General features: G+C 48.0%; 19 protein-coding genes and 1 riboswitch. Of the genes, 7 read left to right on the top strand and 12 right to left on the bottom strand.

Going from position 1 to position 26256, the window contains the following annotated elements; all coding sequences use genetic code 11:
* Window positions 1-89 precede the first annotated feature (89 nt).
* Window positions 90-995, top strand: coding sequence for a helix-turn-helix domain-containing protein (locus ACFQ0C_RS03615; RefSeq protein ID WP_379364053.1), 906 nt, complete (start codon window positions 90-92; stop codon window positions 993-995).
* A gap of 420 nt (window positions 996-1415) precedes the next feature.
* Here the strand turns inward: ACFQ0C_RS03615 and ACFQ0C_RS03610 are convergent, their stop codons facing one another.
* Window positions 1416-2570 carry a glycoside hydrolase family 88 protein gene (locus tag ACFQ0C_RS03610; RefSeq protein ID WP_379364051.1) on the bottom strand — a complete coding sequence of 385 codons (1155 nt, stop codon included), beginning with the start codon at window positions 2568-2570 and terminating at the stop codon, window positions 1416-1418.
* A 123-nt stretch (window positions 2571-2693) separates the two neighbouring features.
* A complete protein-coding gene (locus ACFQ0C_RS03605) occupies window positions 2694-5330 on the bottom strand; it encodes a glycoside hydrolase family 2 TIM barrel-domain containing protein (RefSeq protein WP_379364049.1) in 2637 nt (878 codons plus the stop codon).
* A gap of 173 nt (window positions 5331-5503) precedes the next feature.
* On the opposite strand from ACFQ0C_RS03605, the gene ACFQ0C_RS03600 reads away from it, so the two are divergent.
* Complete coding sequence (locus tag ACFQ0C_RS03600) at window positions 5504-6367, top strand: helix-turn-helix domain-containing protein (protein ID WP_379364047.1); 864 nt, start codon at window positions 5504-5506, stop codon at window positions 6365-6367.
* Between the two features lie 88 nt (window positions 6368-6455).
* On the opposite strand, the gene ACFQ0C_RS03595 is transcribed toward ACFQ0C_RS03600, so the two are convergent.
* The 4 genes from ACFQ0C_RS03595 to aroA all read right to left on the bottom strand — a co-directional run bounded on the left by ACFQ0C_RS03595 (window position 6456) and on the right by aroA (window position 13819).
* Complete coding sequence (locus ACFQ0C_RS03595; protein ID WP_379364208.1) at window positions 6456-6863, bottom strand: hypothetical protein; 408 nt, start codon at window positions 6861-6863, stop codon at window positions 6456-6458.
* A gap of 92 nt (window positions 6864-6955) precedes the next feature.
* Entirely contained in the window at window positions 6956-10015 is a 3060-nt protein-coding gene (locus ACFQ0C_RS03590; RefSeq protein WP_379364045.1) for a stalk domain-containing protein, read from the bottom strand.
* A 201-nt stretch (window positions 10016-10216) separates the two neighbouring features.
* Entirely contained in the window at window positions 10217-11872 is a 1656-nt protein-coding gene (locus ACFQ0C_RS03585; protein WP_379364043.1) for a type 2 periplasmic-binding domain-containing protein, read from the bottom strand.
* Window positions 11873-12469: 597 nt separating this feature from the next.
* Complete coding sequence (gene aroA / locus ACFQ0C_RS03580; protein ID WP_379364041.1) at window positions 12470-13819, bottom strand: 3-phosphoshikimate 1-carboxyvinyltransferase; 1350 nt, start codon at window positions 13817-13819, stop codon at window positions 12470-12472.
* 182 nt (window positions 13820-14001) lie between these two features.
* On the opposite strand from aroA, the gene ACFQ0C_RS03575 reads away from it, so the two are divergent.
* On the top strand, window positions 14002-14922 hold the full coding sequence (locus ACFQ0C_RS03575; RefSeq protein WP_379364039.1) for a LysR family transcriptional regulator: 921 nt from the start codon (window positions 14002-14004) through the stop codon (window positions 14920-14922).
* Between the two features lie 84 nt (window positions 14923-15006).
* A riboswitch (cyclic di-GMP riboswitch) is annotated at window positions 15007-15091 on the top strand.
* A 94-nt stretch (window positions 15092-15185) separates the two neighbouring features.
* On the top strand, window positions 15186-16946 hold the full coding sequence (locus ACFQ0C_RS03570) for a diguanylate cyclase (RefSeq protein WP_379364037.1): 1761 nt from the start codon (window positions 15186-15188) through the stop codon (window positions 16944-16946).
* Between the two features lie 27 nt (window positions 16947-16973).
* Here ACFQ0C_RS03570 and ACFQ0C_RS03565 read toward each other — a convergent pair whose 3' ends face one another.
* Window positions 16974-17855 (bottom strand): helix-turn-helix domain-containing protein, encoded by an 882-nt coding sequence (locus tag ACFQ0C_RS03565; protein WP_379364035.1) that lies wholly within the window; start codon window positions 17853-17855, stop codon window positions 16974-16976.
* A 269-nt stretch (window positions 17856-18124) separates the two neighbouring features.
* On the opposite strand from ACFQ0C_RS03565, the gene ACFQ0C_RS03560 reads away from it, so the two are divergent.
* Together ACFQ0C_RS03560 and ACFQ0C_RS03555 are read left to right on the top strand one after the other, a co-directional pair.
* The gene (locus ACFQ0C_RS03560) at window positions 18125-18415 is read left to right on the top strand and encodes a hypothetical protein (RefSeq protein WP_258218077.1); all 291 of its coding nucleotides are present in this window, start codon (window positions 18125-18127) and stop codon (window positions 18413-18415) included.
* The gene (locus tag ACFQ0C_RS03555) at window positions 18408-19196 is read left to right on the top strand and encodes a phytanoyl-CoA dioxygenase family protein (protein WP_379364032.1); all 789 of its coding nucleotides are present in this window, start codon (window positions 18408-18410) and stop codon (window positions 19194-19196) included. The genes ACFQ0C_RS03560 and ACFQ0C_RS03555 overlap by 8 nt, the downstream gene beginning before the upstream one ends.
* A 439-nt stretch (window positions 19197-19635) precedes the next feature.
* On the opposite strand, the gene ACFQ0C_RS03550 is transcribed toward ACFQ0C_RS03555, so the two are convergent.
* The 4 genes from ACFQ0C_RS03550 to ACFQ0C_RS03535 all read right to left on the bottom strand — a co-directional run bounded on the left by ACFQ0C_RS03550 (window position 19636) and on the right by ACFQ0C_RS03535 (window position 22419).
* Complete coding sequence (locus ACFQ0C_RS03550; protein ID WP_379364030.1) at window positions 19636-20037, bottom strand: group-specific protein; 402 nt, start codon at window positions 20035-20037, stop codon at window positions 19636-19638.
* A gap of 55 nt (window positions 20038-20092) precedes the next feature.
* Window positions 20093-21229: a hypothetical protein gene (locus ACFQ0C_RS03545; RefSeq protein ID WP_379364028.1), complete on the bottom strand. Its 1137-nt coding sequence runs from the start codon at window positions 21227-21229 to the stop codon at window positions 20093-20095.
* A 300-nt stretch (window positions 21230-21529) separates the two neighbouring features.
* On the bottom strand, window positions 21530-21766 hold the full coding sequence (locus ACFQ0C_RS03540; protein WP_379364206.1) for a DUF3977 family protein: 237 nt from the start codon (window positions 21764-21766) through the stop codon (window positions 21530-21532).
* A 248-nt stretch (window positions 21767-22014) separates the two neighbouring features.
* Entirely contained in the window at window positions 22015-22419 is a 405-nt protein-coding gene (locus ACFQ0C_RS03535) for a DUF2500 domain-containing protein (protein WP_379364026.1), read from the bottom strand.
* 235 nt (window positions 22420-22654) lie between these two features.
* Here ACFQ0C_RS03535 and ACFQ0C_RS03530 point away from each other — a divergent pair, with 235 nt between their 5' ends.
* On the top strand, window positions 22655-24004 hold the full coding sequence (locus tag ACFQ0C_RS03530) for a multi antimicrobial extrusion protein MatE (protein ID WP_379364024.1): 1350 nt from the start codon (window positions 22655-22657) through the stop codon (window positions 24002-24004).
* Window positions 24005-24835: 831 nt separating this feature from the next.
* Here the strand turns inward: ACFQ0C_RS03530 and ACFQ0C_RS03525 are convergent.
* Window positions 24836-26227 carry an ABC transporter substrate-binding protein gene (locus tag ACFQ0C_RS03525; RefSeq protein ID WP_379364022.1) on the bottom strand — a complete coding sequence of 464 codons (1392 nt, stop codon included), beginning with the start codon at window positions 26225-26227 and terminating at the stop codon, window positions 24836-24838.
* Window positions 26228-26256: the final 29 nt, after the last annotated feature.

Below are 26256 nucleotides of genomic sequence, written 5' to 3'. Positions count from 1 at the left end.
AACATGCTATACTATTTAGTAAATCTAAATGCATACTATGCGATAATGGTTTAGTAGATATTTTTACATTGGAGGTCCAAGGTACCGGTATGAACAACCTTCTATATAATGAACCCGACGTACACAAAGAGCATGTTATTTATCAAAACCCTCTTCTGCGTCTAAAAGTGTGGCAAATAACGAGTCCCGAATCTATCGTCAGCCCCTCCATCCCTAAGATATTTCGCTGGCATTATCATAAGGAAGTTGAATTTCTGGCCGTGCTTGGGGGCGGCCTTGGTATCCAAACTAAGCATGACACCCGAGAGCTGCGATCTGGTGACGTTCATGTGCTCGGCTCATCCCAGCTGCACCGTACCCGAAAGGAACTGCCCGAAGCGCTTAGCTATATTGTATGTCAGTTTGATTTGGCGCAGCATTTTGATGAGAGCACCATGCCCTACCTGCATTATTTCAGTGAGGTGCGGCGGCCTCTAAGCCAGTTGAATTATATTTTTCGGGACAACCCTCTCCTTCAGCAGCAAGCCCATGCGCTTATTATGGACATTTACCAGGAAACGCAAACCAAGCAAAAAGGCTACGAGCTCGCCATCAGCGCCTCAATCCGCCGGTTAATGCTGCTGCTGCTACGCAGCGATACGCAGGGCGTTCTGAATGGTACCGAGAATGATGAGCTTATACGTCTGCAGCCGGCACTGGATTATGTGGAGCAGCATCTGACCGAAAAGATCGCCATCGAGCAAGCATGCGCCGTCCTGAATCTGAGCTATCACTACTTTATTAAGTATTTTAAAAAGGTGATGGGCTTATCCTTCGTTGATTATGTCAACTACAAGCGCATTAAAAAAGCCGAGCGCATGCTGCTCACGCAGGACGTAAGCATTATGGAAATAGGAGAGGCGGTCGGTATCCCGAACATGGCGCAGTTTTACAAGCTGTTCAAGCGTCATAACCAGTGCTCTCCTAAGGAGTTCAAGCAGCGGATGAAGGCCTAGGAATAAGCTGCTCCACATACTGCCCACTGCCCACTACCCGCTCACTAACGGAACGTCATTCCTTTATTTTTCGCATATTCCCTCGAATTCATGATTTCACGGAACTACGATGCGCTATCGCGTGTCAACTAGGCTTATAATCCATCATTTCAGGCAAATAAGGCATCGTAGTTCCGTTTCAATTGAATGACCACGTGTGCACATCCAAATAGCGAATCGTAGTTCCTCTCACCGGACGATTGGGGTGTGAAGAGGAGATGAAGCTGTGCATACCTAACCTAATATACCCAATATTCGGTTCATCCTTTATCGATTAATTCGTACATTATGTCCTTCAGCCCACAAAAAAAGAGCACCCCAAACCACTTGTTCAGTGATTTGAAGGGTGCTCTTATTATATTCGGTTCAGCCCAGCCCGGATTAGAAAATGCGCGATTTCCAGCCTTGCAGCTTGGCAAGCGCTTCGACATAGAAGTAGTCTCCGTATATCAGTGAGACGTTGATGTTCTGGCCGGCCGGCTTGTGGCCGGTGCCTTCCACTAGAATCGCCTCGTGATCGGGACGATCCCATGTGGCGTAGCTCTGCGTCAGCGAGAGCAGGATGCGCTCAGCGGCTTCACGGTACGGGCGCCCCTGTACCGCAGGCAGCGCAGCGGCCAGTTCGAGCAGCCCCGAGGCGGCGCAAGCCGCCGCCGAGGTGTCGCGCGGCTCATCAGCGAGCGATTCCGCCGCGCGGAAGTCCCAATGCGCCACATGGTCGTCCGGCAGCATGGAGAGGAAATAATGCGCGACGCGCTGTGCCGCGCGCAAATATTTCGTATCGCCAGTATAGCGATACGTATTGGCCATGCCGTGCAGCGCCCATGCGGCGCCGCGGCTCCAGGCCGAGTCGGGACCGGCGCCTTGGCCGCCTAACGACTCGATAACTTCACCCGTCAGCGGATTGAAGCTGACGATGTGATTAACGGAACCATCCTCACGGATGAAATGGTTCACGACTGTATCCGCATGAGCTTTGCCGATCATGCTGAACCTTGGGTCGGCGATTTCCTCCGCCGCCCAGAATAGAATCGACAGGTTCATCGAGGAGTCTACGATGGCCCAGCCGGTTTTATCCTGATTCCATGCGCGCAGGAAGTTACCTGCGATGTTGAATCGTCCCGCTAGGAAGTTGGCTGCCAGCAGTCCTCTGCGTTTGCCATCCTCATCGCCGGTCAGCTTGTACTTGATTACCGCTGTAGGCAAATATTGAAAGCCTACATCGTGATGAAAGTTGCTAGGCTGGATCGACTTCTGATCGAACTTCTCGTCCCAATTCCAAGCCGCATCCTTGTAATGGTCCTTGCCTGTCATTTCATGCATAATCCACAAAATTCCCGGCCAAAAGCCTGATGTCCACCAGTCGTGGCGCAGATCGTCATAAATTCCTGTATCCGCAGGAGCCACATGGGGCGACTTATCACCAATCTGCTCGATCATCCGGCTCACTTTATGCTGCAATGCCTCCCATACCTCGGGCAGTACCTCCTGCAATGTAGCGGCTTGCTTCAATTTGTTCGTATCCAATACATTCATGTTCATGATCCTCCTCCAAATGGATAAATGCTAAAAGCGACTTGCCGTAAAGCTTTTTCTATAAGTGAACCCTGTTGCATCTGTACAATTGTTACGACTAATACAAGCTTAACGTTGTATGCTTTAAATCGTGATGAACGCTGTAGATAGACCCGAGCTAGCCACACTAACTATGGACACAGGCTTACGGCCAGAAGCTGCATCCCCGCTAACGTTCGCTCCTGAGCTCAGGCTTGCCGTACTTGGGGCTGCTTCGGCATTTGTTGCGCCCGCACTCGCCGCGCCTGCTCCCGAAGCCGGACCGCTCGCGGATACGAAGCCGGTCACAGACACGCCCGCCGCCGCTCCTCCAGCCGGGTCGATCAAGATGCGCGCCCGCCCATTGGTCAGCTGGATCAGGCTTGAGCCTCGCACCGTGCCTTGGAAATCGATCAGCTTACCGTCGCCGGTCAATCCGAATCGAACAAAATTGGCTGCGTCCAGACATAACACGCCGCTTGCATCGTAGGCTAAAGCCTCCACCAGAATAGTTCCATCCGTCTGTGGCTGCAAGTTCAACCGCAGCTCGGCAGGCTCGCCCCAGCTCTCCGTTTGATACTCAAACGTCAGCTCATCGCTTACGATTACGCCGGCCTTCGTTGCTACTACCTTAACATGGTTCGTTCCAGACTGCAGCACAGTATCCCAACGCAAGCCCGCAGCCGGGAAGTTTTGCGAATCGCGCTGCTTCACGCCGAGACTGGAGCCGTTCAAGAACAGCTCTGCTTCCGTACAATTGGAATAAACCTTGATGCTTTTCAATTCTCCGGGTTGTCCCCAACGAACCGGCATCGTGTGTCCATAAATGCGTGCCATAGGCTTATCGGTCCAATAGGATTGATAGACGTAGTAAGCATCTTTTTTCGTAAAATCGCGCTCAATGATGCCCTTCATATTCAAATATGGAATCGGCGAGTCCGGACGCACCGGTGTAGCAAAATCCTTAAATGCCCATTGAGCAGCACCAGTCAGCCATTCCATCGTTTCCTGGGATTTTAAATACCAATCGATCATCTCGCAGAAATAAGTTTCCGACCAGTCCCCGTCACGAGATACACGCGGCTCGCCACCTGTCAGCAGGTAGTCTCCGTCCCGCTCGTCCGTATCTCCATCGCCTTGCTTAATGAACTCGAAGCCGGTGAACGTCTTCTCTACGTGACGTGTCGCCAAATTGTCCGCTCCCCACTCCATATGGAAGAAGGAATCGACATTTTCGAATGCCTGACGGCTGCTTTCCTCGTAATCCGTATAAATGCCGCGGTACCAGCCTGCCCAAATAGAAGGTGAGTACACATCGATTATGTCCTTGCAAAACTCGCAGCGGCGGATCGCCGTCAACCGGCTCGGATCCAACTCATGGGATAAATCATGCAGTTCCTTCATGAAAATACGGATGGCCTCTTGATCAAAATAATCAAAGTCGCATTCCCAATCGTTTTCGTTGCCTAATCCCCATAGGATTACCGAAGGATGATTATAATGCTGCTCTATCATAGCCGTCAGCATGTCGCGGCACTGCTGCTTGTACTGCTCGCCGCCCAAGCCGCCGCGGCACCAAGGAATTTCTTCCCATACGAGGATGCCGAGCTCATCGCACAGCTCAAGTATTATTCGCGATTGCTGATAGTGGCCGAGGCGGATGAAGTTCACGCCCATGTCTTTGATCAGATGCATCTCCGTACGCATCATGTCCTCAGTCATGGCAGGACCTACACCCGCATGATCCTCATGACGGTGTGTTCCGCGCAGCAGCAGCCGCTCGCCGTTGAGCTTAAACGGACCGCGCTTCACGAACTCAAAGCTGCGTACGCCAAACCGCTCAACCAGCTTCGAGCTGCCATTTGCTTCGTTTGTTCCGGCTGTGCTGCCTTTAGCTTCAGCTCCCGCTGAACTGCCTTGTCCTGCCGATGCTCCAGCAGCACCGCCATTCCCTGCCACCTCTACCGTACAGCTGTACAAGTAAGGCTGCTCCGTTGACCACAATGTCGGATTGGACAGCTCATATTCAGCCAGCTGCTTCATCCCGCTCCAAGGCTTCGAAATCTGCGTAAACTTCGCAACTTCCTTACCCTCGCTATCCTGCAGACGTACCGTCAGCTCCAGCTCATCCTGATGATTCAAAGGATTGTACAGTACGCCTTGGACCGCAACTCGGCAGCTGCCATGTCCATCAGCCAACTCAGTCTGTACATGCACACGCTCTACAGAAACCGCTGGAACGTACACCAGGTTCAAATACCGGTAAATCCCGCCATACAGGTTAAAATCACTCGCATCCGATGGAATCGTCTCCAGCTCCCGGCTGTTGTCGCATGCAATAGCAATGGGAACAAGTCCGTTGTACCGCTCAATACCTCTTGCTTCTTCAACCGCATCAGTAATATCTACCGTAAACTCATCGTAGCCGCCCAGATGCGAGCCTACCTTATTCGTGTACACATACACATCTGATCTTTGCCCGGCTCCTTCAAAATGAAGCAGCGTATGGCCTTGCGGGTAAGGGTTATTCACCTCTAGCTTCGTCCGGTACCAGCCCTGGCCTTGATAATATTTTCCGTCCGGGTCCAGTACATCCAATCCATTGTACGTATGCGGCAGCTCCACTCCATGCCATGGCACATTGTAGTGATTTTGCAGCTTATCCTGACGCCATACCTCCCAAGGCCCGCCCAAGCTTCCACGGTGATGCTCCCAGCCCTGAATCAACCTTTGCTTAATCACAATCAGTCACGCTCCCTTATCAGTTTCTGCTATTGTGTATGCACCGAATGGCACAGCTTCATTTACTTAAAACACCTATACCGTTAGCTTAGCAAAAATTGACGGAGCATTGTTTGGTGCGTTTATGATAAAATGTTGTTGTATTACGGTTGATTCTGCCGAGGTGAGCGATCATGAAAATTATGAACTATATGAATCTGAATCAGCATCCGGTTCAGCTTTCTTTTAGCAAAGACCGGACGGATGAATTTACGGATATCTTTCACGCCCATCAGGGAATGGAACTTCTCTATGTCCACAAAGGGCAAGGAAGTGTCGTTGTCAATCAACAAATAGTCGAGCTGTCGCCAGGCTGTCTCGTCTTTTTCCGGCCCTTTCAGCTCCATCGTATCCAATTAAATCTTAGTCCGGGATCGCCTTACATTCGTTCATTGTTTGTTTTTGAGCCTGCTGTTCTGGATAGCTTTCTAGCGCCGTTCGTCACGCTGCAGTCATTTTTCCGCCAGCTGTGGAAAGGCTCTGCAAGTCCGCAAATTTTTACCGGATTGCCGCAAGAGTCCGTCGAAAGACTGCTGAGTGATTACCGGAAGCAGCTTTCCGCCGCAATCCCTGAAGCACTGCTTGAAGAACAGATGCTATTCTTGGTTGCGCTATTACAGCTGTTAAAAGGCCGCGGAGGCTCCATACTTCCAACCGCTTCCCCTATCCAATCCAAGTCTACCGCCGCTGAGCTTGTCATGGAATGGATCGAGGAGCATTACATGGAGGAATTCCAGCTGGATCAGTTAGCCAAAGCCGTTCATCTATCCCCCAATCATGTATCGGCGGTTTTCCGGCAATCGATTGGGACGAACATTACTGAATACTTAACGGCACGGCGCATCCGCCAAGCTTGCTGGCTTCTGAAAACGAGTGATATGACAGTTCAGGAGATCGGTCTCTCAATCGGTCTGAGCAATTTTTCTTATTTTTGCCAACTGTTCAAAAAGAATGTCGGTCTTAGCCCCTATCGGTTTAAAAGATCCTCTCAATCATAAGCTTTAAAAGCCAAATAAAAAGCCGTACTCCACTTCCACTAGGAAAGGGTCCGGCTTTTAGTCATTTAAGATTGAACTAGAGATTCCTCTACAAACAACTGAACTCCTTAGGACGATCACGCTTACTGTAATTTACAAGGTAATATTGCGCTGAGGCTGTATCATTTTTTAACCTTACCTCTACATACTCATCGTTCTTCCTAAGTATTCCGACATTGATTTCAAAATACTTGGCCCCATGAATCGCATCTACCGGCTTAGACTTAGTGCCCTGCTTGGAGACGGTAAGTTTTTCGTTGATAGACACAATACGAGCGCATTGAAATTGTGAGTACTTTTCGTTATAAATACTATTCAGCGAAGATTCAATTTCCGTGTGCAATTCTTGCAGCAATGCCTCTTCAATAGCCTTCTCACGTTGAGGCTCCGCATAAGCTGTGGCTTGATGTCCTATCACCGTTAAAGCTAGCAATGCCCCTGCCGCTATAACTCGCATCTTCAATACAATCACCCCATTGGATAGATTGCCCAATTAGCATGATTATATGACTAGAACCATTCCTGCCTTGCCCCGATTATCCCCACTTCTTAATCCTCCCAATTGGCGCGATAACCATTTTTGAACAGGCCTGTGTATTCCAGCTTGCCATCGCCATCGAACAGCTTGCCTTGTCCTTCCGGCTTGCCTTCCTTCAGCTCTCCTTCATAAATACCACCGTCGGCTTGATAGAACTTCCCTGTCCCCTTCAAGGTCCGGTTTACCTGCACTACACTGCCGCTAGCATCGGTGAAAGCTCCCTTTTCCCCAAAATCGCCATAATCGAATATCCCCGCATACACGATGCCGTCGCTGTAATATAAAGTGCCTTTGCCGTGGAAGCTGCTCTCTACAAACTCTCCTTCATAAAGCAAACGGCCTTTGTCTGTATATTGGCGCCCCTGCCCAGACCATTCCCCGTAATCAAAAGAACCTTCATAAATTACTTTGCCTTCCTTATTCAATTCCTTGCCTTGCTGAATATATCCGTCCTTATAAGTGCCCTCGTAATATTTGACACCTTCAAAATCATAAGACATCCCTTGACCTTGAGGCTTTCCTTGTTCAAATTGACCCCGATAAGAGAGACTGCCGCTCGCCCGGTACAATTCTCCCTTTCCTTGCATAGTGCCTTTATCAAACTCACCCTTATAAATCGAACCGTCCGCTTTGCGGTACATCCCCTCGCCCTGTCCCTGACCGTTCTCAAGCTTCCCGCCTGATGCACTTTGGAAAGAGCCGATGATCCCGAATTCATTCTCTTTAAACTCGCCTTCGTAACTGTCACCGTTGTAATAAACGAGCTTGCCCTTGCCGTGATGCTTGCGATTCTGAAAACCTCCTGTATAGAAGGGAACCCCCTCACGATATTGAGTTCCTTTGCCCTCCCAGGTGCCGTCGGCATATTCGCCTTCGTATGTCAGCTTGCCTTTCCAATCATACTCTTTGCCACTTCCGCTTCGCTTGCCATCCTTATAGCTTCCTTCATATCTTAATTTGCCGTCCTTGCCATATTCTTTGCCTGGACCGTTACGCTTGTCATTCCGGTACTCCCCGTCAAACTCAAGCTCACCTTTGAGCGTATACATTTGCGTGTGTCCGTTCAATTCGTTATGTTCAAAGGTTCCTGTTGTTTTCCCTTCGCGCGGCGAGTAATAGGAGCCCTTACCATGAAGATCGCCATTGACAAGCTCCCCTTCATACCAATCCCCATTTGTATAAAAATGTACTCCCGTTCCATTATTCATGTTGACTAGCTCTTTCCCTGAGGAATCCGTAAACTTTCCTTCATGAAAGCTCTCATCCTGGAAGTTCCCCACATATTTGGCCCCGTTGGAGTAGTACATGATCCCTTCATGAAAGCTGTTTTTGCTAAATTTCCCCTCGTACCATAAATAGGATTCCCCAATGTAATACTTGCCTTCAATGATCTCCTGATCATTGATCTTGCCCTCGAATCGGACTCCATCCGTATAGTGAAGCGTTCCGTAACCTCTCTTAATGTTTCTAACAAAGTCACCGGAGTACGAGCTCCCGTCGTCATAATAGATGGTCCCTTTTCCATGAAGGCTGTCGTCCACGAAATCGCCGACATATACGAGCCTTCCTTTGGCATTATACAATTTCCCCGGGCCGTTCAGCTTCCCTTTGACAAACAAGCCTTCCAAACGTTCGCCTGAGACGTATACAAGCTTTCCTTGACCGTCCAGCAAGCCGTTCTTGAACTCGCCTTCCATCTGGAGCTTGCCGTTTGCCTCGTATTGCTTCCCATAGCCGTGAATTTGTCCCTGATCCCATTGGCCCTCGTAAAAAACATCCCCGTTTGGATAGTAGCTAGTCCCTTGCCCCTGCTGCTTGCCTTCCGCTAAACCACCGCTATAAGCCAAAAAATGGGCCTTATCATCGTACAGCTTCCCATGGCCGTTCGCTGTTTTGGTTGCGATTTGCACTGAAGCGTTGGCCTCATTCCAATGTACTTCTTTGCCGGATGCCTCCCCAATAAAGCGCAATGGAACAAAGGTGACACCGTTAATTATCCGGGGTTCTTCCGACAGCACCGTACTCTCGCCATTGACGAGCGCCGCTTTGTCCCCGATGGTTAACTTAATATCCGCCTGCTTGCTTCGGCCCGATACCTCTTGTGTAGCTTCATTCCAATTAACGGTAAGTCCGAGCTTTTCAAAAATCTTTCGAAAAGGAACCAATACCGAGCCATTCACATTGACGGGCGGCTCTTCAAAGCTCAGCTTCTCATCATCAATAAATACAGGTATCCCAACTGATATGTCGGGAAATAACTCTTTATCAAACTCGACCTTCACGCCACGTTCAAGCAGCCCTCGTATAACTTCCTTCGCCCCTTGCTGTAGCGGGTTTCCTTTTAAATTCACCTCTTGCAAATGAGTCAGAGCGGATAGCTGCTTAATATCCTGAATCTTATTGTCGTTTAGTCCAAGCTTACGAAGCTCCTTAAGATTCGATAGCACAGACAGGTCGCTTAAGCCTGTATTTGATAGATACAAATTTCTAAGACTGGTGATTTTACTAATTTCCTGCATATCCGCTATAGCGTTATACGATAAATCCAGAAAAACCAATTGCTGAAGCGCGGAAATACCCGCAATACTTTTGACTTCGGTTTGGTTCAGAAAAAGATCCTGCAGCGAAGTTAAGCTCCATAGAGGAGCAGCATCGGATACAGGGTTTCTGCTTATAAATAAAGTTCTTAACCGATTCAAGCTTTTTAAAGCTCGAACATCCTTAATTTCATTTTTGGATAAATCCAGCATAATTAACTGATTCAGGCTGCTGAGCGGATATACATCGGAGATCTGGTTATTGGAAAGCACCAGCCGATTGAGCTTCTTAGCGAATTGAAGACCCGCCAAATTTTTAATGCTATAGCCCTTGGACGCATACAACGAATTAATAGGAGCCAAATCGTCTATCGTAAGCTCCCCTTGCTGCTTCTTCAATTGATCCCGAAGTGCTCGCTCCATCTCAGCGTCGGGAATCAGTGTGTTCGTGTCTGCCCAAGCCGAACCCGGCTGGATTAGCAGTGTGACCATCACAGCCAGTAACAGCAGCTTGAATAAATATGTACGTATCATTGTACGAAGTCCCCTTCATCATAAAATAGCTAAACCTTTGGCTGCAAAGGCTCAAGTCTATTCAATTTAACCACAATCTTCCATATTAATAAATACTTTTGCAAGCCGTTTCAAGAAAGACAATAAATTTTACATTTCTGCAGCCAAACAAAAAAAGCCCGCTCAGCGCCTGCTGTTACGAGCTTTCATCTTATATGTGAATTAACGGGTGGTCAGGTCCCATTGATTAACCTCATCTGTTATTTGGTTTCCGCCTTGTTCAGACCACTGCCGCAAAAATACGTCAAATGAATCGATAGACGCCTTGCCGTACACGATCTTTAAGAAGGTTTCCTTCTCCAATTTCTTCAGCAGCGGCCATCTTGAGGCCATGGATGATGTGTTTGGGCCTACAAATTCGTTCTTCTGTGAATAAGCCGCCTGAATATCGCCGACGATTCGTCCTTCCAGAAATAAACGGGATGTAGTAGCGGCCAATTTCTTTTCATACGGAGAATGAATACGCCCCTGGAATACGCGTTGTTCTATACTATCCCCGCTAATAACCATGGGAGGTGCGCTGCCCGGTCCAAACAGTAAAAAATTGGATATCGTACTGCCTGACCCGGGAAAATCATAGATGGCTTGGCCATCTTTAATAATATAGTCGTATCCTTCAGCGTAACCATTAACAAAATCCGACTCGGGATCCTCGATCAATGAGCCGTACACCTGATCCCAATAAGCAAATACAGCATACATGTGGGAAAAGTCCTTACGGAAAAAATAACTCCCGTATGACAGCCGCGAACCGAGTCTGCCGATTTTACCATCCGGTCCCGCAGGGTAAGGAATTGGCTTAAACACACCCGGACCGAGCGGGCTTTCACTTAGAGGCCATCCCCCCATCCAGCCGGGACCTGAAATAATTCCCGCGGCTCCCGATGTGAACACGGCGGCGGCTTGCTGCTCATCGTGGGTACCGAAGTCCGGGTCCAAATAACCTTTTTCATACCAATCGGCTAGTCGGGCAAGCGCCGGCTTTACTCCCGGCTGAATAGAACCGTAAGCAAGCTTGCCGTCCTTCATCCGGTTCCACTGATCGGGCTGATCCCCATAAGCCCCAAATAAGAAGCTGACATTTCCCATCCAATTGTTCAAGGAATTTTTCCCGGCAAGCGCCAATCCAATCGTATCCTTTTTGCCATTCCCGTCAGGGTCTCCGTTGGTGAACGCATCCATAACCGTTTCCAGTTCATCCAGGGTAGTAGGCGGCAGCAAATGCAGCTTATCCAACCAATCTTGACGTATCCACAAAATCGGATCTCCTACCTTGCCATCGGATATTTGCGGCAGCCCCCAAGCTTTACCTTGTAAAGAGACGGTTTTCCACACGTCCTTGTTTATTTCATAAGCCTCTTTGACCCGCTTGGGAGCATAGGCCTCAAAGGCTTCTTCGACATTCATAATTTGACCCGAATCGACAAGATCGCCCAACAGCTCGGGAATATCGTGATTAGTAAGAAACAACACATCAGGCAGTTCGTCTCCACCTGACAGAGCGAGTTTGATCTTGGTAGCAAGCGCCGCGTTCTGGTCGGTTACAATCCATTTATTCTTTTGAATAATACCTAACCTGTCCTTAGCCCATCGCGTTATCGGGTTATTCTCCGTTGTATCGTTATATTTCAGCTTGTCGTAATCCCGCAATGCTTTTGCTGTTGTAATAACAACCGGCGGATCAAATTTAACGGCTTTCTGAGCTTTGGATTCGACCGAAGCCGCTTGTGGAATCGGCTCGCCCTGGCAGCCCGGCAGCGTAACTATGGCCAAGCTAATAAGTAGTTTGGTTTTAATAAACTTATGCTTATGCAGCATGGAGGCATATTCTCCTCTCCTGGCAATTTACAGAGGAATCCGAATCCTCAGCAGCGCCCCTGCCGGATCCAGCCGTCCGTATCTTATCCCTTCTTGTTAAGCTTATAGGAGAGCAGCAGGAAATACAATTACTATGAGATGTTTGATTTACCACAAATTATAAGAAAAGCTTCTGATCGATGCCCATTCGAGGAAGATACATTCGTGACTAAGTTGTAGCTTTTCTTGCAATATCAGACTTGTTCAGCTCTGCTGAAAACTTATAAACTCCGATATTATAAGAAAAGCTTCTGATCGATGCCCTTTCGAGGAAGATACATTCGTGACTAAGTTGTAGCTTTTCTTGCAATATCAGACTTGTTCAGCTCCGCTGAAAACTTATAAACTCCGATATTATAAGAAAAGCTTCTGATCGATGCCCTTTCGAGGAAGAGACATTCGTGTCTTAGTTGTAGCTTTTCTTGCAATATCAGACTTCTTCAGCTCCGCTGAAAACTCATAAAGTCTGATATTATAGAAAAAAGGAATAGGACTAAATCTCCTATTCCCTGCCTGGCCTGCCCGCCCAAGATGGCGCTATAATTTAAAATAAGGCTCTCAAATTATGACCTGCAGCCCCAGCTTTCCCATATCCTCGAAATAAGACGGGCAGGTTTTGGACACACAGCCTGGATCGCGCAGACGCAAGCCCCCTACCCGAGAGCCGATCAATGCGAGTGACATCGCCATCCGGTGATCATCGTAAGTATCCAGCGCCTCGCCAGCAACAGGCATCCCCGGATGAACGGTCAGACCGTCGCGGCGTTCCTCCGCTTGAATGCCAAGACGCGTCAAGGAGTCGCACATAGCGCTGATCCGGTCACACTCATGAGTACGGATATGCTCCACATCCGTTATCGTAATCGGCGCGTCGGCGAATGGGGCAAGTGCCGCAAGCGTTAGCGTCTGGTCCGACATTTCCCTCATGCTGATGGTGAAGCCGCCTTGCAGCATTTCTGGCCCCCAAAGCTCAATCCCTTCAGCATCGCTGTTCACCTTGCATCCCATCCGCTCAAACACCTTGAGCATGCCGATATCAGGCTGGAGCGTGGCTGCGGTCAGATTTGTAATCCGTATATGGCCGCCGGTCAGAGCCGCATAGGCCAGAAAATAGCAGCTGGTGGAAGCATCCGCCTCCAGTTGAATATTCTGGCCCTGATACCTCTCGGGCTCGATTATAAAATGATCATAAGCCTCGTTATGCTCCACTACAACACCGTAACGCTTCATGAGCTCTATAGTCATTCCTACATAAGCATGCTGCACCATTTTATCGGCTACCCTTATTTCGGTCCTTTGCTTGGCATAAGGGCTCGCAATAAGCAGACCGCTTAGAAACTGGCTCGAAACCGCCCCCGACACCGTCACTTTTCCTCCGGCAAGCCCCCTCGCCTCAATGCGAATCGGCAATTGCCCAATGTCTGCTGTATACCGAATATCCGCACCCATTGTATTTAATGCCTTGATCAGAGGCCGGACAGGCCGCTCACTCAAGCGCCTATTTCCTTCTAGCAGCCAACTTCCCCTGCTGCCTACTGCCAGCGCACCTGGCAGAAACCGCGCGATAGTGCCCGCCGCTCCGATATACAAGCTGCCTGCCGGATTAGGCCATTCCCCACCGGTTCCTTCTATCGATACCGTATTCCCCTCTACTTGCAAGCTAACGCCAAGCTGTTGCAGAGCATCCAGACACCAATAGGAATCATCGCTGCGCAAAATATCCCCGAGAATCGAGGAGCCCTCTGCCAAAGCAGAAATAAGAATGGCACGGTTCGTGTAGCTCTTGCTTCCAGGTACTGCAATGGCTCCGTCAGGCGGCTTCGTTGGCGGGTGAATTTCTACCTCCTCCCTATCGTAAAGCGCCGCCCATGGCGAGCGGGAATTTCGTTCCGGTTCTACCCTTCCCATTTGTTGAACACCTCTTTCCAAAAGCCTCTGTCAAGCTGCCTACTGCTTGTTCAGAGAGCTTCCCAATAGTTGAGCCCGCTGTCCTGACTTGCATGCTTCGAGCTGTTAGCTTTATTATAGGGAATAGTTAGACATATAAATAATTGAACTATTTTATATAATCCATAGAGAGGATCTATGTCATGAGTGCAATGGATCAGTACAAAGTGTTTTATTACACAGTGAAATGCGGGAGTATTACTAGAGCCGCGCAGGAGCTCTATATAACGCAGCCGAGCGCCAGCTATGCTATCAAGCAATTGGAGGAGCAGCTGGGAGTTCGTCTGCTTGTGCGCAAGCCCAAAGGAGTGGAAATGACGGAGGAAGGCAAGGTGCTGTACCATTTTGTAGAGCAGGCCTATGGATTGATTCTAGCCGGAGAGCGTAAGATCAGCGAGATGAAGTCTGTATTAAGCGGGACGATCCGTCTTGGAGCCAGCGACTCGCTGTGCAAATATTATCTCCTCCCTTTTCTCGCCGAGTTTCACAAGAAGGCACCGGAAGTACGCATCTGTCTGTCTCATGGAAAAACCGAGGATATTCTAAAACGGTTAGGCGACGGAGCTATCGATTGCGGCATCGTCCACCTGCCCGTAGATGACCGGATTCAGGTGCAAGCAACCAAAACGATACAGGACTGCTTTGTTGCAGGTCCGGAGTATGCTCGTTTAGCTGATTCTCCCTTAAATCTCAAAGAATTGGTCAGAAACCCTTTCGTCATGCTCTCGGCTCACAGCCGTTCACGCACCTTTTTCCACGCCTTCCTCCACACCTACGGCATTGATGTAATGCCCGACATTGAGCTCGGATCGGTGGATCTGCTTATTGAATTCGTCCGTAAAGGGATGGGCATCTCCATGCTTCCAAGGGATTTTGTGAAAGACGATTTAGAGGCAGGCACGCTCTTTGAGATTAAGGTGACCGAACCGATTCCATCCCGTTCTATAGGAGTTGTCACCTTGCCTGACGGCACCTTGCCCCTCGCTTCCTTGTTTTTTGTTAAGGAGCTAACCACACATTTGAAGCCTGCTGAAGGCCCGGAGTCATTTGAACTACAGATTTAAGCCTAAAGTCCTAAATTTATCTTAATGTAAAAAGGATATTCAGCTCCCCTGTCAAATACTATCCATTACAAAATATACATCTTCCGATGTCAAAGGCAAACCTGCTCGAAAGGGAGGGACGCAAAGCCACGGGCCTAAGGTTATATACTACGGCAGCCGAGTTCCCAACGAAGGTTCTTAAAATCTACCTTTGGTAGATTTTTTTGTTTTCGTAAATGTGTAAAAGTGGGACATATGCAGTTTGAATGGGAGAAACTATGATGATGACTTACACCAAACTTCAGACAAAAATAACGATTATGCTTGTGATTATTTTGACTGTCTCCATTGGTTTAAACAATGTCATTGGCACCTATCTGTTTCAAAAAAAATACTTCGAAGTGCTTGAGGAGCAAATTCTAGTCATAGGGCAAAGTCTGAAAAGTCAATTGGACCGCATTCATTCGCTCGGAATCACAGACAGGGATCTGGTTGGATTCGATGAGCAGTCCAAAGAAATACTTTGGAAATACAAAGAGATATCCATAATCTATGTAGTGAACACCGATGGCCGGGTGCTTTTCAAGAGTAAAAATCAAGAAACCAGCAGCGCTGTCTTGGATGTCCCTGAGCTGTTGGACGCAGTTAAATCGAGCAGGGAAAGCATCGTTTCCTATAATTATCAAGGCAATCCTTATTTAGGCGCAGTCATCCCGTTTCTTGACAATAATGAAACCTCCTACGAGGGCTCCGTTGTGGTTGTCGTGGAAAGCAACAAAATCAATCACAAGCTGTCTTCCCTTTATAAATACCCAACGCTTCTCTCCTTGCTGTTTTTTGTCCTGTCCTTCTTCCTTATCATGCTAGCCTTGTCTAGTTGGGTCACAAACCCTCTCAAAAGTATGGTTCAGCATATGAATGAAGCCGCCGCCGGGAATTTACGCAGCTATGCCAATACAACTGCACGGGATGAGATAGGCCAGTTAGGCCGTGTCTTTAATCGGATGTTGAAGCAAATCTCCGGGCTGCTGATGCAAACGGCACAAACCGTTGAGCTGGAAGGACGTTACAACGCGGAGTTTAAACAAAGGCAAGACGGGGAGAAGCTGCGGCATGCGCTTTCTTCAGTCAGCTCGACATTGGATGAGGGGGAGGTTAACGAGCGAATTCTCGCTTCCTTAAGGGAGCTGGTTCCTTACACCAGTGCTGCATTATGGATTCAGCATTACGATACGCTGACAGCCATGATAACCCGGTATGATGAATCTTCCAGCGGTTACAAAGACATTGAATACGCGGAAAAGCAAGCTAACGAAATGTTCATCCTACTTCAGCAGGAAGAGCAGCCGATTGTAAAGGAAATGAACCGGGTCAGCTTCCTTCACTTGCCTATCTTGATTGAAAGCAAGGTTCGGGGAATGATCATTGCACAGAACCACAGCCCCTATATTCAAAGCGAGGTGGGGCTAGCCTTCACCTACACCAGCCAAGTAGGCAGCTATATTCAGAACGCTCAGCTATATCGTCAAATGCAGCGGCTGGCTGCAACGGACGTATTGACCGGGATTCATAATCGGCGGCATTTCTTCGAGCAAGCCGTCCGCATTTTTCAGCAGTCTGTCGATACGTTCAGTCATCTTGGCGTTATCATGTTCGATGTTGACCACTTCAAGGGGGTCAATGACCAGTACGGGCATCCTGTCGGCGACCTGGTGCTGGCGTCTGTTGCCGGACGCGTCAGCACCTACCTGCTGCATGACGAATCACAAACCTTCTGCCGTTACGGCGGTGAAGAGTTCGTCCTCTTGATCAACAACACCTCTAACGAATCGGTTCAAGCTTTAGCAGAACAAATTCGCAGAGGGATAAGCGACTTGAGCTTCCCTACAAGCCACGGAGATTTGCAGGTGACTGCGAGCCTTGGCATCGCCTATCGCAATGAACAAGCCGAAACGCTGGAGAAGCTGCTGAAATACGCGGACAATGCGCTGTATAAGGCCAAAGCTAGCGGGCGCAATTGTGTAGCTGTAGCTGATGAGTGCTAGAGCTTAAAGGCGCATCGTTCAAAGACACTAAACCATCGACCCTTCAGGAGCATCGTCATCTTCTGCCATCGTTGTTTTCCCAGAAGCCTTGCGGTATTCGGATGGGGACATCCCGGTCTGCTTTCTGAATAACCGCGAGAAATAATACAGCTCCATCCCAATCCCTTCAGCAATATTGGAGATCGACAATTCAGTGGTGGCAAGCAGGCGGCGGGCTTTCTCCAGCCGCTTCTTGTTTACGTACATGATCGGGGACAAGCCCATCATCGATTTAAAGTAGTTCATGAAATAATTCGGGTGAAAATGCACCAGCTTCGCCAGCTCATCGATAGACATCGATTCAGCCAAATGGCTCTCGATGTAAGAGAGCACGCTATTGATTTTGGAATTAGTCGTCGTTGCAGTCAAATGCAGCTCTTCTTTGGAGGAATGCTCGATATATTCGGAAATCATCTCAAAGAGAATCGATTTAATGCGCAGAGGAGCGAATACCGCGTTGCTGTTATGCAGCTCGATCAATTCTTGAAATTGACGCTCCAGCTTCTGCTCGTCGCTTACTTCAATCCAATGCGGCAGCTCCAGCATCTGAAACAGGTTGATATCCCCCATCGTAGCCGAGAAATGACACCAAAATTTCCCCAATGTATTATCCTCGTTTACAGGCGAGTACGAAAGCTTCATTCCCGCTGGCAGCAAATAAAGCTGACCCTTGCGCGGGCTGTAGTCTTTACCTCGAATATGAATCCACCCTTCACCCTCACGGATAAAATAAAACCGGTTCACATCCGTCATCATGTTCGTGGCACGCCAATTTTGCGCAGTTTTCGTATAATGTGCTGTTTGCAGCGTTATTTGTGTATTTTCTAAATAGCTGCGAATCAGCTGAAGCTGCAGCCTGTCCTGATCCATGTCATCCATCCCTTTGGGCTTTAAAATCACAGAACCCTATTTATTCTAGTGTTCCAACCGACATAGGTACTTATCAGCCGATAACACCTTAGCATTGTGCAAATGTTTGCTATTATCATACATCCTCACAGTCGCATTTGCATACTACAATATGTACATAAGGCATTGGTTTTCTCACGAGAACCAAGCCAATTTCGCTAAAGCCAATAAAAACAATGCTTACGATACTGGTTTCGCTAAAGCGAAACCCTTAGGAGGAAAACAGAACCATGAGCGTAACCCGTCAAAAAATTTTAGTTCTGCACCTTGCAGATCCAGACCTCGAATCCCGCACCGTTGCTTGGGCGCTGTACGACAGCACCATTCCGAAGGGGCAGCTTCAAATGAACACCGGTGATTCCAACGAGCCGCTGTACGCTTCCGTGCTGGATGCAATGCGTGATGGCTGGAATGTCATTCAGCTTCCGTCTATGCCGATTTTTTTAAGCGGATACGAGCATGAACAAGGGCATCTGCCTTATGAATATGTTTTGGAAAAGAAGGTGACTATCCATGAGTAGCGTTGATAAGAAGCATCTCTTAACGGCCAAGCAAATGGCTGAATTTGCCGTAAACGGGTTTCTGAAGCTTGATGAGATCGTACCGCAAGAGCTGAATGAAGCGGCTTATAAAGAGCAGCGTGAATTTCAAGGCAACGGCTCCACCTATTGGAATGAATCAAGCATTATCCGCGAAATTTTTGAGCTGCCGCAAGTTAAGGGCGCAATCCAAAGCTTTCTCGGTCAATACCCGATCTACGACCACTCATTTATGCATATTGTGCGGGCCAAGCACTTGAAGGGTCAATTTTACCACGCTGATTCCGTTATTGACACCCGGCCGTTCGGCTTCGATATTCAAGCGTTCTATTTCTCCCATGATGCACCGGATGAAATGGGCCCTACCCTGGTCCTGCCGGGCTCGCATCTGCGCAAGGTGAGCAACGGCAGCATCGCCCGCTACAAAAATATCGTCGGCCAAAAGCGGATGGTATCCAAAGCCGGTTCCATTGGCTTCCTTCATCATGGCATTTGGCATTGTGCGCAGCCGAATCACACAGATGATACACGCTATGTGTTCAAGCTGCGTCTTCGCCCCGGCCAAGAGCAGCGCAGCTTGTTTAACACCGATGACTACAACAGTCCGGAAGTACGCGATGTATTCAAAAAAGCGTACCATCCATGGTGCGGCGATGAGGCACGCGTTAATCAGATCCAAACAGCCAAGTTCTGGCGTTATTTATGCGGTGACGACAAGGTGGACACCTCATTCGAAGGCGTACTCACGCGGATGGGACAATAGTGGCCGATGAAAGGATATGCCTTTGAAAAATAAGCTTCCTACAATTCAAACCTGCCCGAATAATCCGGAAAAACCACAACAAAAACTAGAAAAACCATTAAAAACAACAAAAACCAGTCAAAACACGGAAACAATGTGTTAGACTGGTTTTTGTTTATGGTCCTCTCAACATCTAACTGGAAAAGCTCCCGCTAATCTGCCCATTTCTTCGCGTCGGGTCGAAGTAACTGGAATTCCCGGCGCTAATTTAACACTTTTGCTCATGTGGGCAGTATTTCGGACTAAATAGAGGTACTTTTTCCAGCAAAATGCTTCATTATAATCCTGAAAACAGAATTAGCGGGATGTTTTCCAGCTAGTGATGCCTGCCTAAAAGGGATCGGCTTTTGTACTGCCTCACTGGCGCAACACGTTGAGGTTTAATGCCACCACCACCAGCTTAGTTTGCTTCAATTTGACCTCTTGACGCTATAAGATCAACTAACTCCTCTATGGTTCCAAAGCAGGGCTCAACTTCAGGCAAATGATAAAACGTGCTGGTTGTTTCCAAAGTAGTTACTTCCTCATTTGGAGAATGCAGATAGATTGGTTTGCCTTGCCCCAGTGCAATACCTAATTCGATATGGCTCCCTTTTCCTGCCGGCAGCAGAACTACAATAAAGTCAGCTTCAATTACAGCATTTTTCTCCTTCATGCCTATTTCTCTTAACTGCTCGATTGTTGATGCTTTTCCAAGTTGTGTCCAATCGTAGGTGTGGATAAACCCTTTACTTATAAGTTTCTCACTAACATACTTAACCGAGTCTATATTCTTGAAGCTCGATGCAACATAAAATTTCATCTGTTCCTCCGCTGAAAACATGATCCGAGAACCGGATCCACTGTGCTTTATTCGATTAGACCAACCGTGCCTCTATTGCACTACGGAATTTATGAGCATACTCCAGAGGCTCGTGATCGAAGCCGCCGAGCTCATAGCCGATCTGGCGAATCCATAACGCCTGCGTCCCCGCATTCATATCGCCCTCTACTCGGCCGAGACCAATCGGCACCGCTGCCGGCATGTACGGGTAAAACTCGCCTTCCTTGACCTGAGCCACATTGGGAGCAGGCGGAGAATGCTTCAGCTCCCGCGAGAAGCCGCCATCGGAACGAAGAAGCTTCTTCATGTTGGCGACGGAGATGCGCATAATTTCGGCATATTCGTCCGCAGGCACCTTCAACTCCTCACGGAATGCCTCCAGCAAATCGAGGGGATTGCGAATCCAGCACATATCAATCGCCTCCTCTGTCCTCAAGCACAGCTGAATCGTACGAAAGATGCGGTCAAGATGAGGTACCGGCACCCCGAAACGCTTATAGAACATATTAAGTTTAAAGGTCCCTGAGATGCGGATATACAGATTGCCCCCGCCCCACAGCCCCGTTTCCGGGTCCTGCATGGATGCGAAATAAGCGGCAGCCGCTTCCACGTAACTGCGCCGATCTTGTTCATTAAGCGACGCTACATGGTGATTCGGCGCACACATGAGGTCGCAGCCTCTCCAACTGTTGCGCAGATCGACGCTTTTCAGCCATTCCACGTAGGCATCGGGTGATTGAATGAACGCAGGCGGCTCCTGCTTTTTATGAGGCAATGTATAGAGCGGCTGTCCGCCGAGCTTCTGTAAGGAACGTGTGCTGTAACCAAGCGCACGCCCCACCATCACTTCATCCTTGCGCATATTATCATCGGCATCGTAAAAGTACCCCGAATCCGCATCCTGCTTATTTTGAAAAAAAGCGATCAGTCCTTGTCGTACGCGCTCAGGCAGCTCGTTCAGAAGCCCCGATCTCTCAATAATATTCACAGCTTGTGCGGTCGATTCAATATCTGGTATGAAATTGACCATGTCATAGGAGCTTCGTGCGTAATAGAACCCGCCCGTTGCAGGATCATATTGCCCTGCCAGCCATTCGTAGAAGGATACGAACAGCGCATCAAGCTCACCTAGTTGTTCTTTGATTTCTTCCATCGCGGTATTCGTATTCATTACTCGACTCTCCTCTTCCAAATTGGTTGAGCTTAAATGGTTGAGCTTACAAAGAAAACATTGTACTAATGTCTTCTTTTCCTTGCCTCTAATTCTTTCTTGAGCGCATTTTCAACAGATTCAGCAAGAATATCAAATCTCTCTGCGATAGTGTATTTGATGGTCTCGCCACAAGAACAATCTTTGAGCTGCAGCTCAATAAGTTTAGAGCATTTAGGACACCTGATCATTATGTATACACGCCTTTCGGACTTAGTAGTTATAGGTTATATCGACCGATATTCGTTGTGTATGAATAGTTTAGTAGCTTGTTATGCCAAATATTAATTTATAAGCATTACGGCCTTTCCTTTGCCTTTTCAGCCCCTCTCTTAAATCCAGAATGAATACGCTTTTACGCACCCAAATTCTGAAGTACATCGAATGCAGCTTTACCGGGCGTATAATGCCTTTTTCCTCTATTTCAGTACCATCTGCAAATTCCGTTTCTGTTCTTATAAACCATTTATTTCCCAATCCAATTTCAATGTACTTCAAAATAAATCTCTCCCATTTTCCACTTGTACCCTTCTTTCGAAACGAGCAGCAAAACTGCGCGACACCCAGCGCGTCGGTGCCGCGTTGGATGAAGGCGGTTGACCACAGCAAGCCTAAGCAGCTGCTCCTGATTATTGCCCGCCGCCGCTTGGGGTCGACCGACTGCCATGCAATGCCGCAGCTCGCGCCCGGATTTGCGCGCGTTGGAAAGGTCCTGAGCTCACGTTGTGGTGTTGCATGGCGGTCAGTTACACCCGTTCCCGCTCAAATGCGACGATCCAATCGCCCTGAACAGCGGCATATCCCTCGTCCCCTTCAACAACTAGACCGAATAAGCTCTTCACATCGAGGTATTCCTTCCGTTCTCCATTATCGAACTCCAGTGTAATATAATAATACGTCCTGGATGAGTTCACAGGATGCATCCCACCGTTACTATTGCTGTGATGGCTTGTATGGTTGCGAACCTCCATCCGCTTGGCGACTACCTTGGCAAACACAGATTGTTGCGGCGCCTTCGCATTTTTGAAATAACGTGCGCCGTTGGTGATGATGCCGACAATGACGATCACAAACCCAATTACAATTAATATTGGAACAATAGTAAACATCACTTCAAAGCCTCCGCCCATGGACGGTCCGGTGTTAAACATATAACGTTCACCCCAATCTCTACAGTATGGTTGCTTATATAGACGTGTGAACCAAGAGCTTTGTTTCCGAGCGTCTGAGAAAAAGTGGTTGATAACTGTCATCGAGCAGCTGAAGATGATTCCAATCATTTGCAAAAACCATTTCATACATTTTTACAATTGAGGTGGTTTTTCCTCAGGATTAACCTTACAATGAATGTAACCTTATATTGTTAGCGGGAAGGATCTTTAGAACATGTCCGACAACGATCAAATCCGAATCCCTTTTAGACAGCTGCTTTCCTTTTTTATTCCACTTGGTTTTTCGGCAAGCCTTACGGCCCTTTCCCATGTCATAATCAACAGCACGTTGGCCCGTGCCCCGAATCCCGAGTTGGTCATTGCGAGCTATGCACTTCCAATGAGCATTATGTACATAACCGAAAGACCGGCTCTTTTGCTCAGGCAAACCTGCTCGGTTCTTGTCAGGGACCATCAATCATTCAAATCCATGGTACTCGTCACCTTATATGTGCTTGGTTCCATCTTTCTACTGGATTTGCTGATCGGCTATTCCCCTTTGGGCACATTCGTGTTCACCCATTTGTTCGGCGCCAGTGCAGAGATGACCGATTCCATGAAGCAAGTTTACAGGGTAGCCATGCTAGTAACTATTTTTTCCGGCATCCGCTGCGTCTTTCACGGCATTATTATTTCGAATTTACGGACCAAATGGCTGACGTTCGGTATGATTTTCCGTCTGGCCGGGATGTATTTGCTGTCGCTTTATTTCATTCAAACCGAAGGTGTTACAAGCGGTGTCGTGGGGGCTATTATTTTTTTGACAGGTATGATCATTGAGTCTATTGTCAGCTTCATCGAAGGGCGCAGTCTTCTGAAAAACGTCATTCCGAAAAAAATCCCGAACCATCCGGTGGAGCATCCCAAGCATATTTTCAAATTTTACAGACCGCTGCTCTACTCAGCTTTTATTGCTGTAATTATAGAGCCTTCCATTAATGTGTACCTTGGCAAAACATCGGGAATCCAGCTTTCCGTAGCCGCATTTGCGGTTGCAGCCAGCTTGACGGAGCTCGTTCATAGCTTTTTCTCCTACATCCATCAAATTGTCCTCAACTTTTACCAAAAAGACAAGGACGCGGTCAAACGGTTCGTTGCTGTGCTCTCATTATTTCCAAGTATATGTATGGCTATATTAGCCTACAGCCCCGTCGGCCCTTGGTTTATGCAGCATGTCATGGGATTGAATGACCGCTTGATGCCGGAAGTTCTGTCGACCTTGCGTGTATTTATGATTATTACGCTTGTGTACCCTTGGCTGGATTTCTGCAACGGAATGCTAATGCTGCGAAATCAAACCAAGGTTTTCGTGTATTCGCAAGCAACCAATGTTTGTACGGTATTGTTGACTCTCATTATATCCGTTGCTTTTTTCCCGGATTGGAACGGCAAGATCGGGGCGCTGGCCCAGTCGCTTGGTGCAGCAGCAGAGGTATCGGTATTGCTGTTTGTACTAGCCAAGACCTCTAAATGGGATAATCGTTTGACGCGCCTGCCAAAGACAACAAGAAAAGAAACCATCTAGTTGCACTGGTACCTATAGAGGCTGACCCAAAAGTCATTTCCGGATTTTCGAACCCTCTCTCTGATAGGAATTTCCCTACTTGTTCCACTGTGACAACCGAACTAATTGACAGTATCCTCGACAAAAAGACGCTTCCATCCCAACTTCCATAGTGGTTATGGAGGCGTCTTTGTACATAGTTTGGGGCCGACTCATTCACTGGCTCCCTTTTGGGACAGACCCGGTGGGTACTTTTTTATGTGTAACAGCCGTGGGGGTGCATCGTTATTAAAAAGAAATCTATACTGAAACAGACCGAATGCATTTATCAACGAAACGAATAGGTACATGATCTGAATTTGCAACTCGACCCATTCGATTCGAAGCCATGCCTCCCCCAAAACCTGCATTTATACATCCTTTTGGCCGGTTTATCGTGATATTCTTAAATTCCCGCAAATGTGCATCTTTTTTTTCATGCTTAGCTGAATCTGACCGTATTCGATGAAAATTACTGCACTTTCTACAGTTTTTTCTCTGAAATTCATACATCTCTAAAAAAATAACTGCAGGTTTGCAGGAATTTGATGCGGAGTAATGATCGGGGGAGGGAACCGCCCTGGTTTGAGGTTGGCTTTTAATATATTTGAAAGAAAGCAGCCTTTTTCAGTGCCCTAGTTCAATACAGGAATCATCTTATGTCAGCTGCCTGAATCTTTTAGTGTCTTTGTCAAAGTGTCCCGATCTAGTCGTAAATCGCATTTCAACGCCCCTTTTTGTCACCCAAAACAAACATCAACCCGGAGCTCCCTGCCGCAGCATGGTTTCTCCGGGTCCTTTCCTCAGGTTCGTTCACTTTCCTGCCGCAGCTACCGCCCAAGCCTCATCCAACGCCAGCTGGCCCTGCTCCTGCAGCTGCTGCAAGCCTTTATCGACGCTGACCTCGCCTTTCATCATAGCCGATACTTGCTGTAAGGAAACCTTTCTGTAAGCTTCGCCGAAACTGCGCGGAATGCTTTCATTGTAGCTGGCTTGAGTGGTTTCGTCATATGATATTTGGTAAAAAGGCTCCAGGCTATGCCCGTCCATTTCCTTGGCGAACGCCTTGCGAACCGGCAGCTCGACTGATGTTTTGGCTTCAATCCTGGCAGCCTCCGCACTATTAAAAAATTTGACAACTTCCCATGCATTCGTTACATTTTCCGCTTGCGCATTAATACTGAATATGGGATACAGGTAAAAGTTAGGACTGCGCTTGTGGTTTGGATCTGCCGAAGGTGTACTTGTCATAGACCATGCAAAGGTGGCCCCCCGCTGCTTCAAGCCGGATATTTGCCCGATGTTGGAAATCGTCATGGCCGAGCGTCCTGCACTGAATAAGTCCTCCGCTTCTACATCTTCCTTGTCAAAGCGAGTTTTATCCTCAGGGGAATAGGTCCATTGCAGCATTCCGCTTTTGTACCCCTCAATAACCATTGTATAAATGCGTTTCCATGCCTCTGTGTTAATCAACAGCTTCTTGCCTTCCGCATCCACCAAGCTAAGCCCTTGGGTTTGCCCGATATAGTCGGCAAAATCTTGAGGTGATTTCATATAGCCCATATGAAACCCGTAGATTCGCTCCGCTTTACTGCCATCCGCAGGGAATCGCGCCGCCAAACGGAACATGTCCTCCCAGGTCATTCGATCCGTAGGATAAGGAATTTGATAGCGGTCGAACAAATCCTTATTATAAAACATGACCGAGCTCGAAAAGGACGGGGCCAACCCGTAAAGCTTGCCCTGACCTTTGATCTTCAAATAATCGACCGCAGCAGGAAGTAAATTTTCGATGTCAAAATGATCCTTCGCTACTAATGGAGATAAATCGTATAATCTTCCCGTTGAAGCGAGCTTATCGTAATCGAAGCTGTTGGTGAACAGCAAGTCAGGCCTCTGCTCATCAACCAGCTTCATGTACTCCTTCAGCGGATCCTTCCCTTGTCCATATATATCCTGAGTAGGTATAATCTGCACCTCAAGCTCCGGGAATTTAGCTATAAAATAATCAGCGTACATATGCTGGAATGACTCCTCGCTGCCGAAGGCTATCTTCAGCACTCCTTTGGGCGAGGATGCCTGCTGGGGCTTCTGATCGCAGCCGCTGCTGAGCATTACAACTGCCGTCAAAACGGCTGCACTGACGTATTTCCATCTTGTGAGGGCGAGACCCCTTCCCCCTCTTTCATTATCTCTATGCTCCATAGCCCAAATCTCCCTTGCTCTTTTCTCTC

It is taken from the genome of Paenibacillus sp. GCM10027630, from assembly GCF_042676305.1.
In the GTDB taxonomy this organism is placed as follows: domain Bacteria; phylum Bacillota; class Bacilli; order Paenibacillales; family NBRC-103111; genus Paenibacillus_S.
Note: the sequence above shows the minus strand (reverse complement) of the source record. Positions and strands in the feature narration are given on the sequence as shown.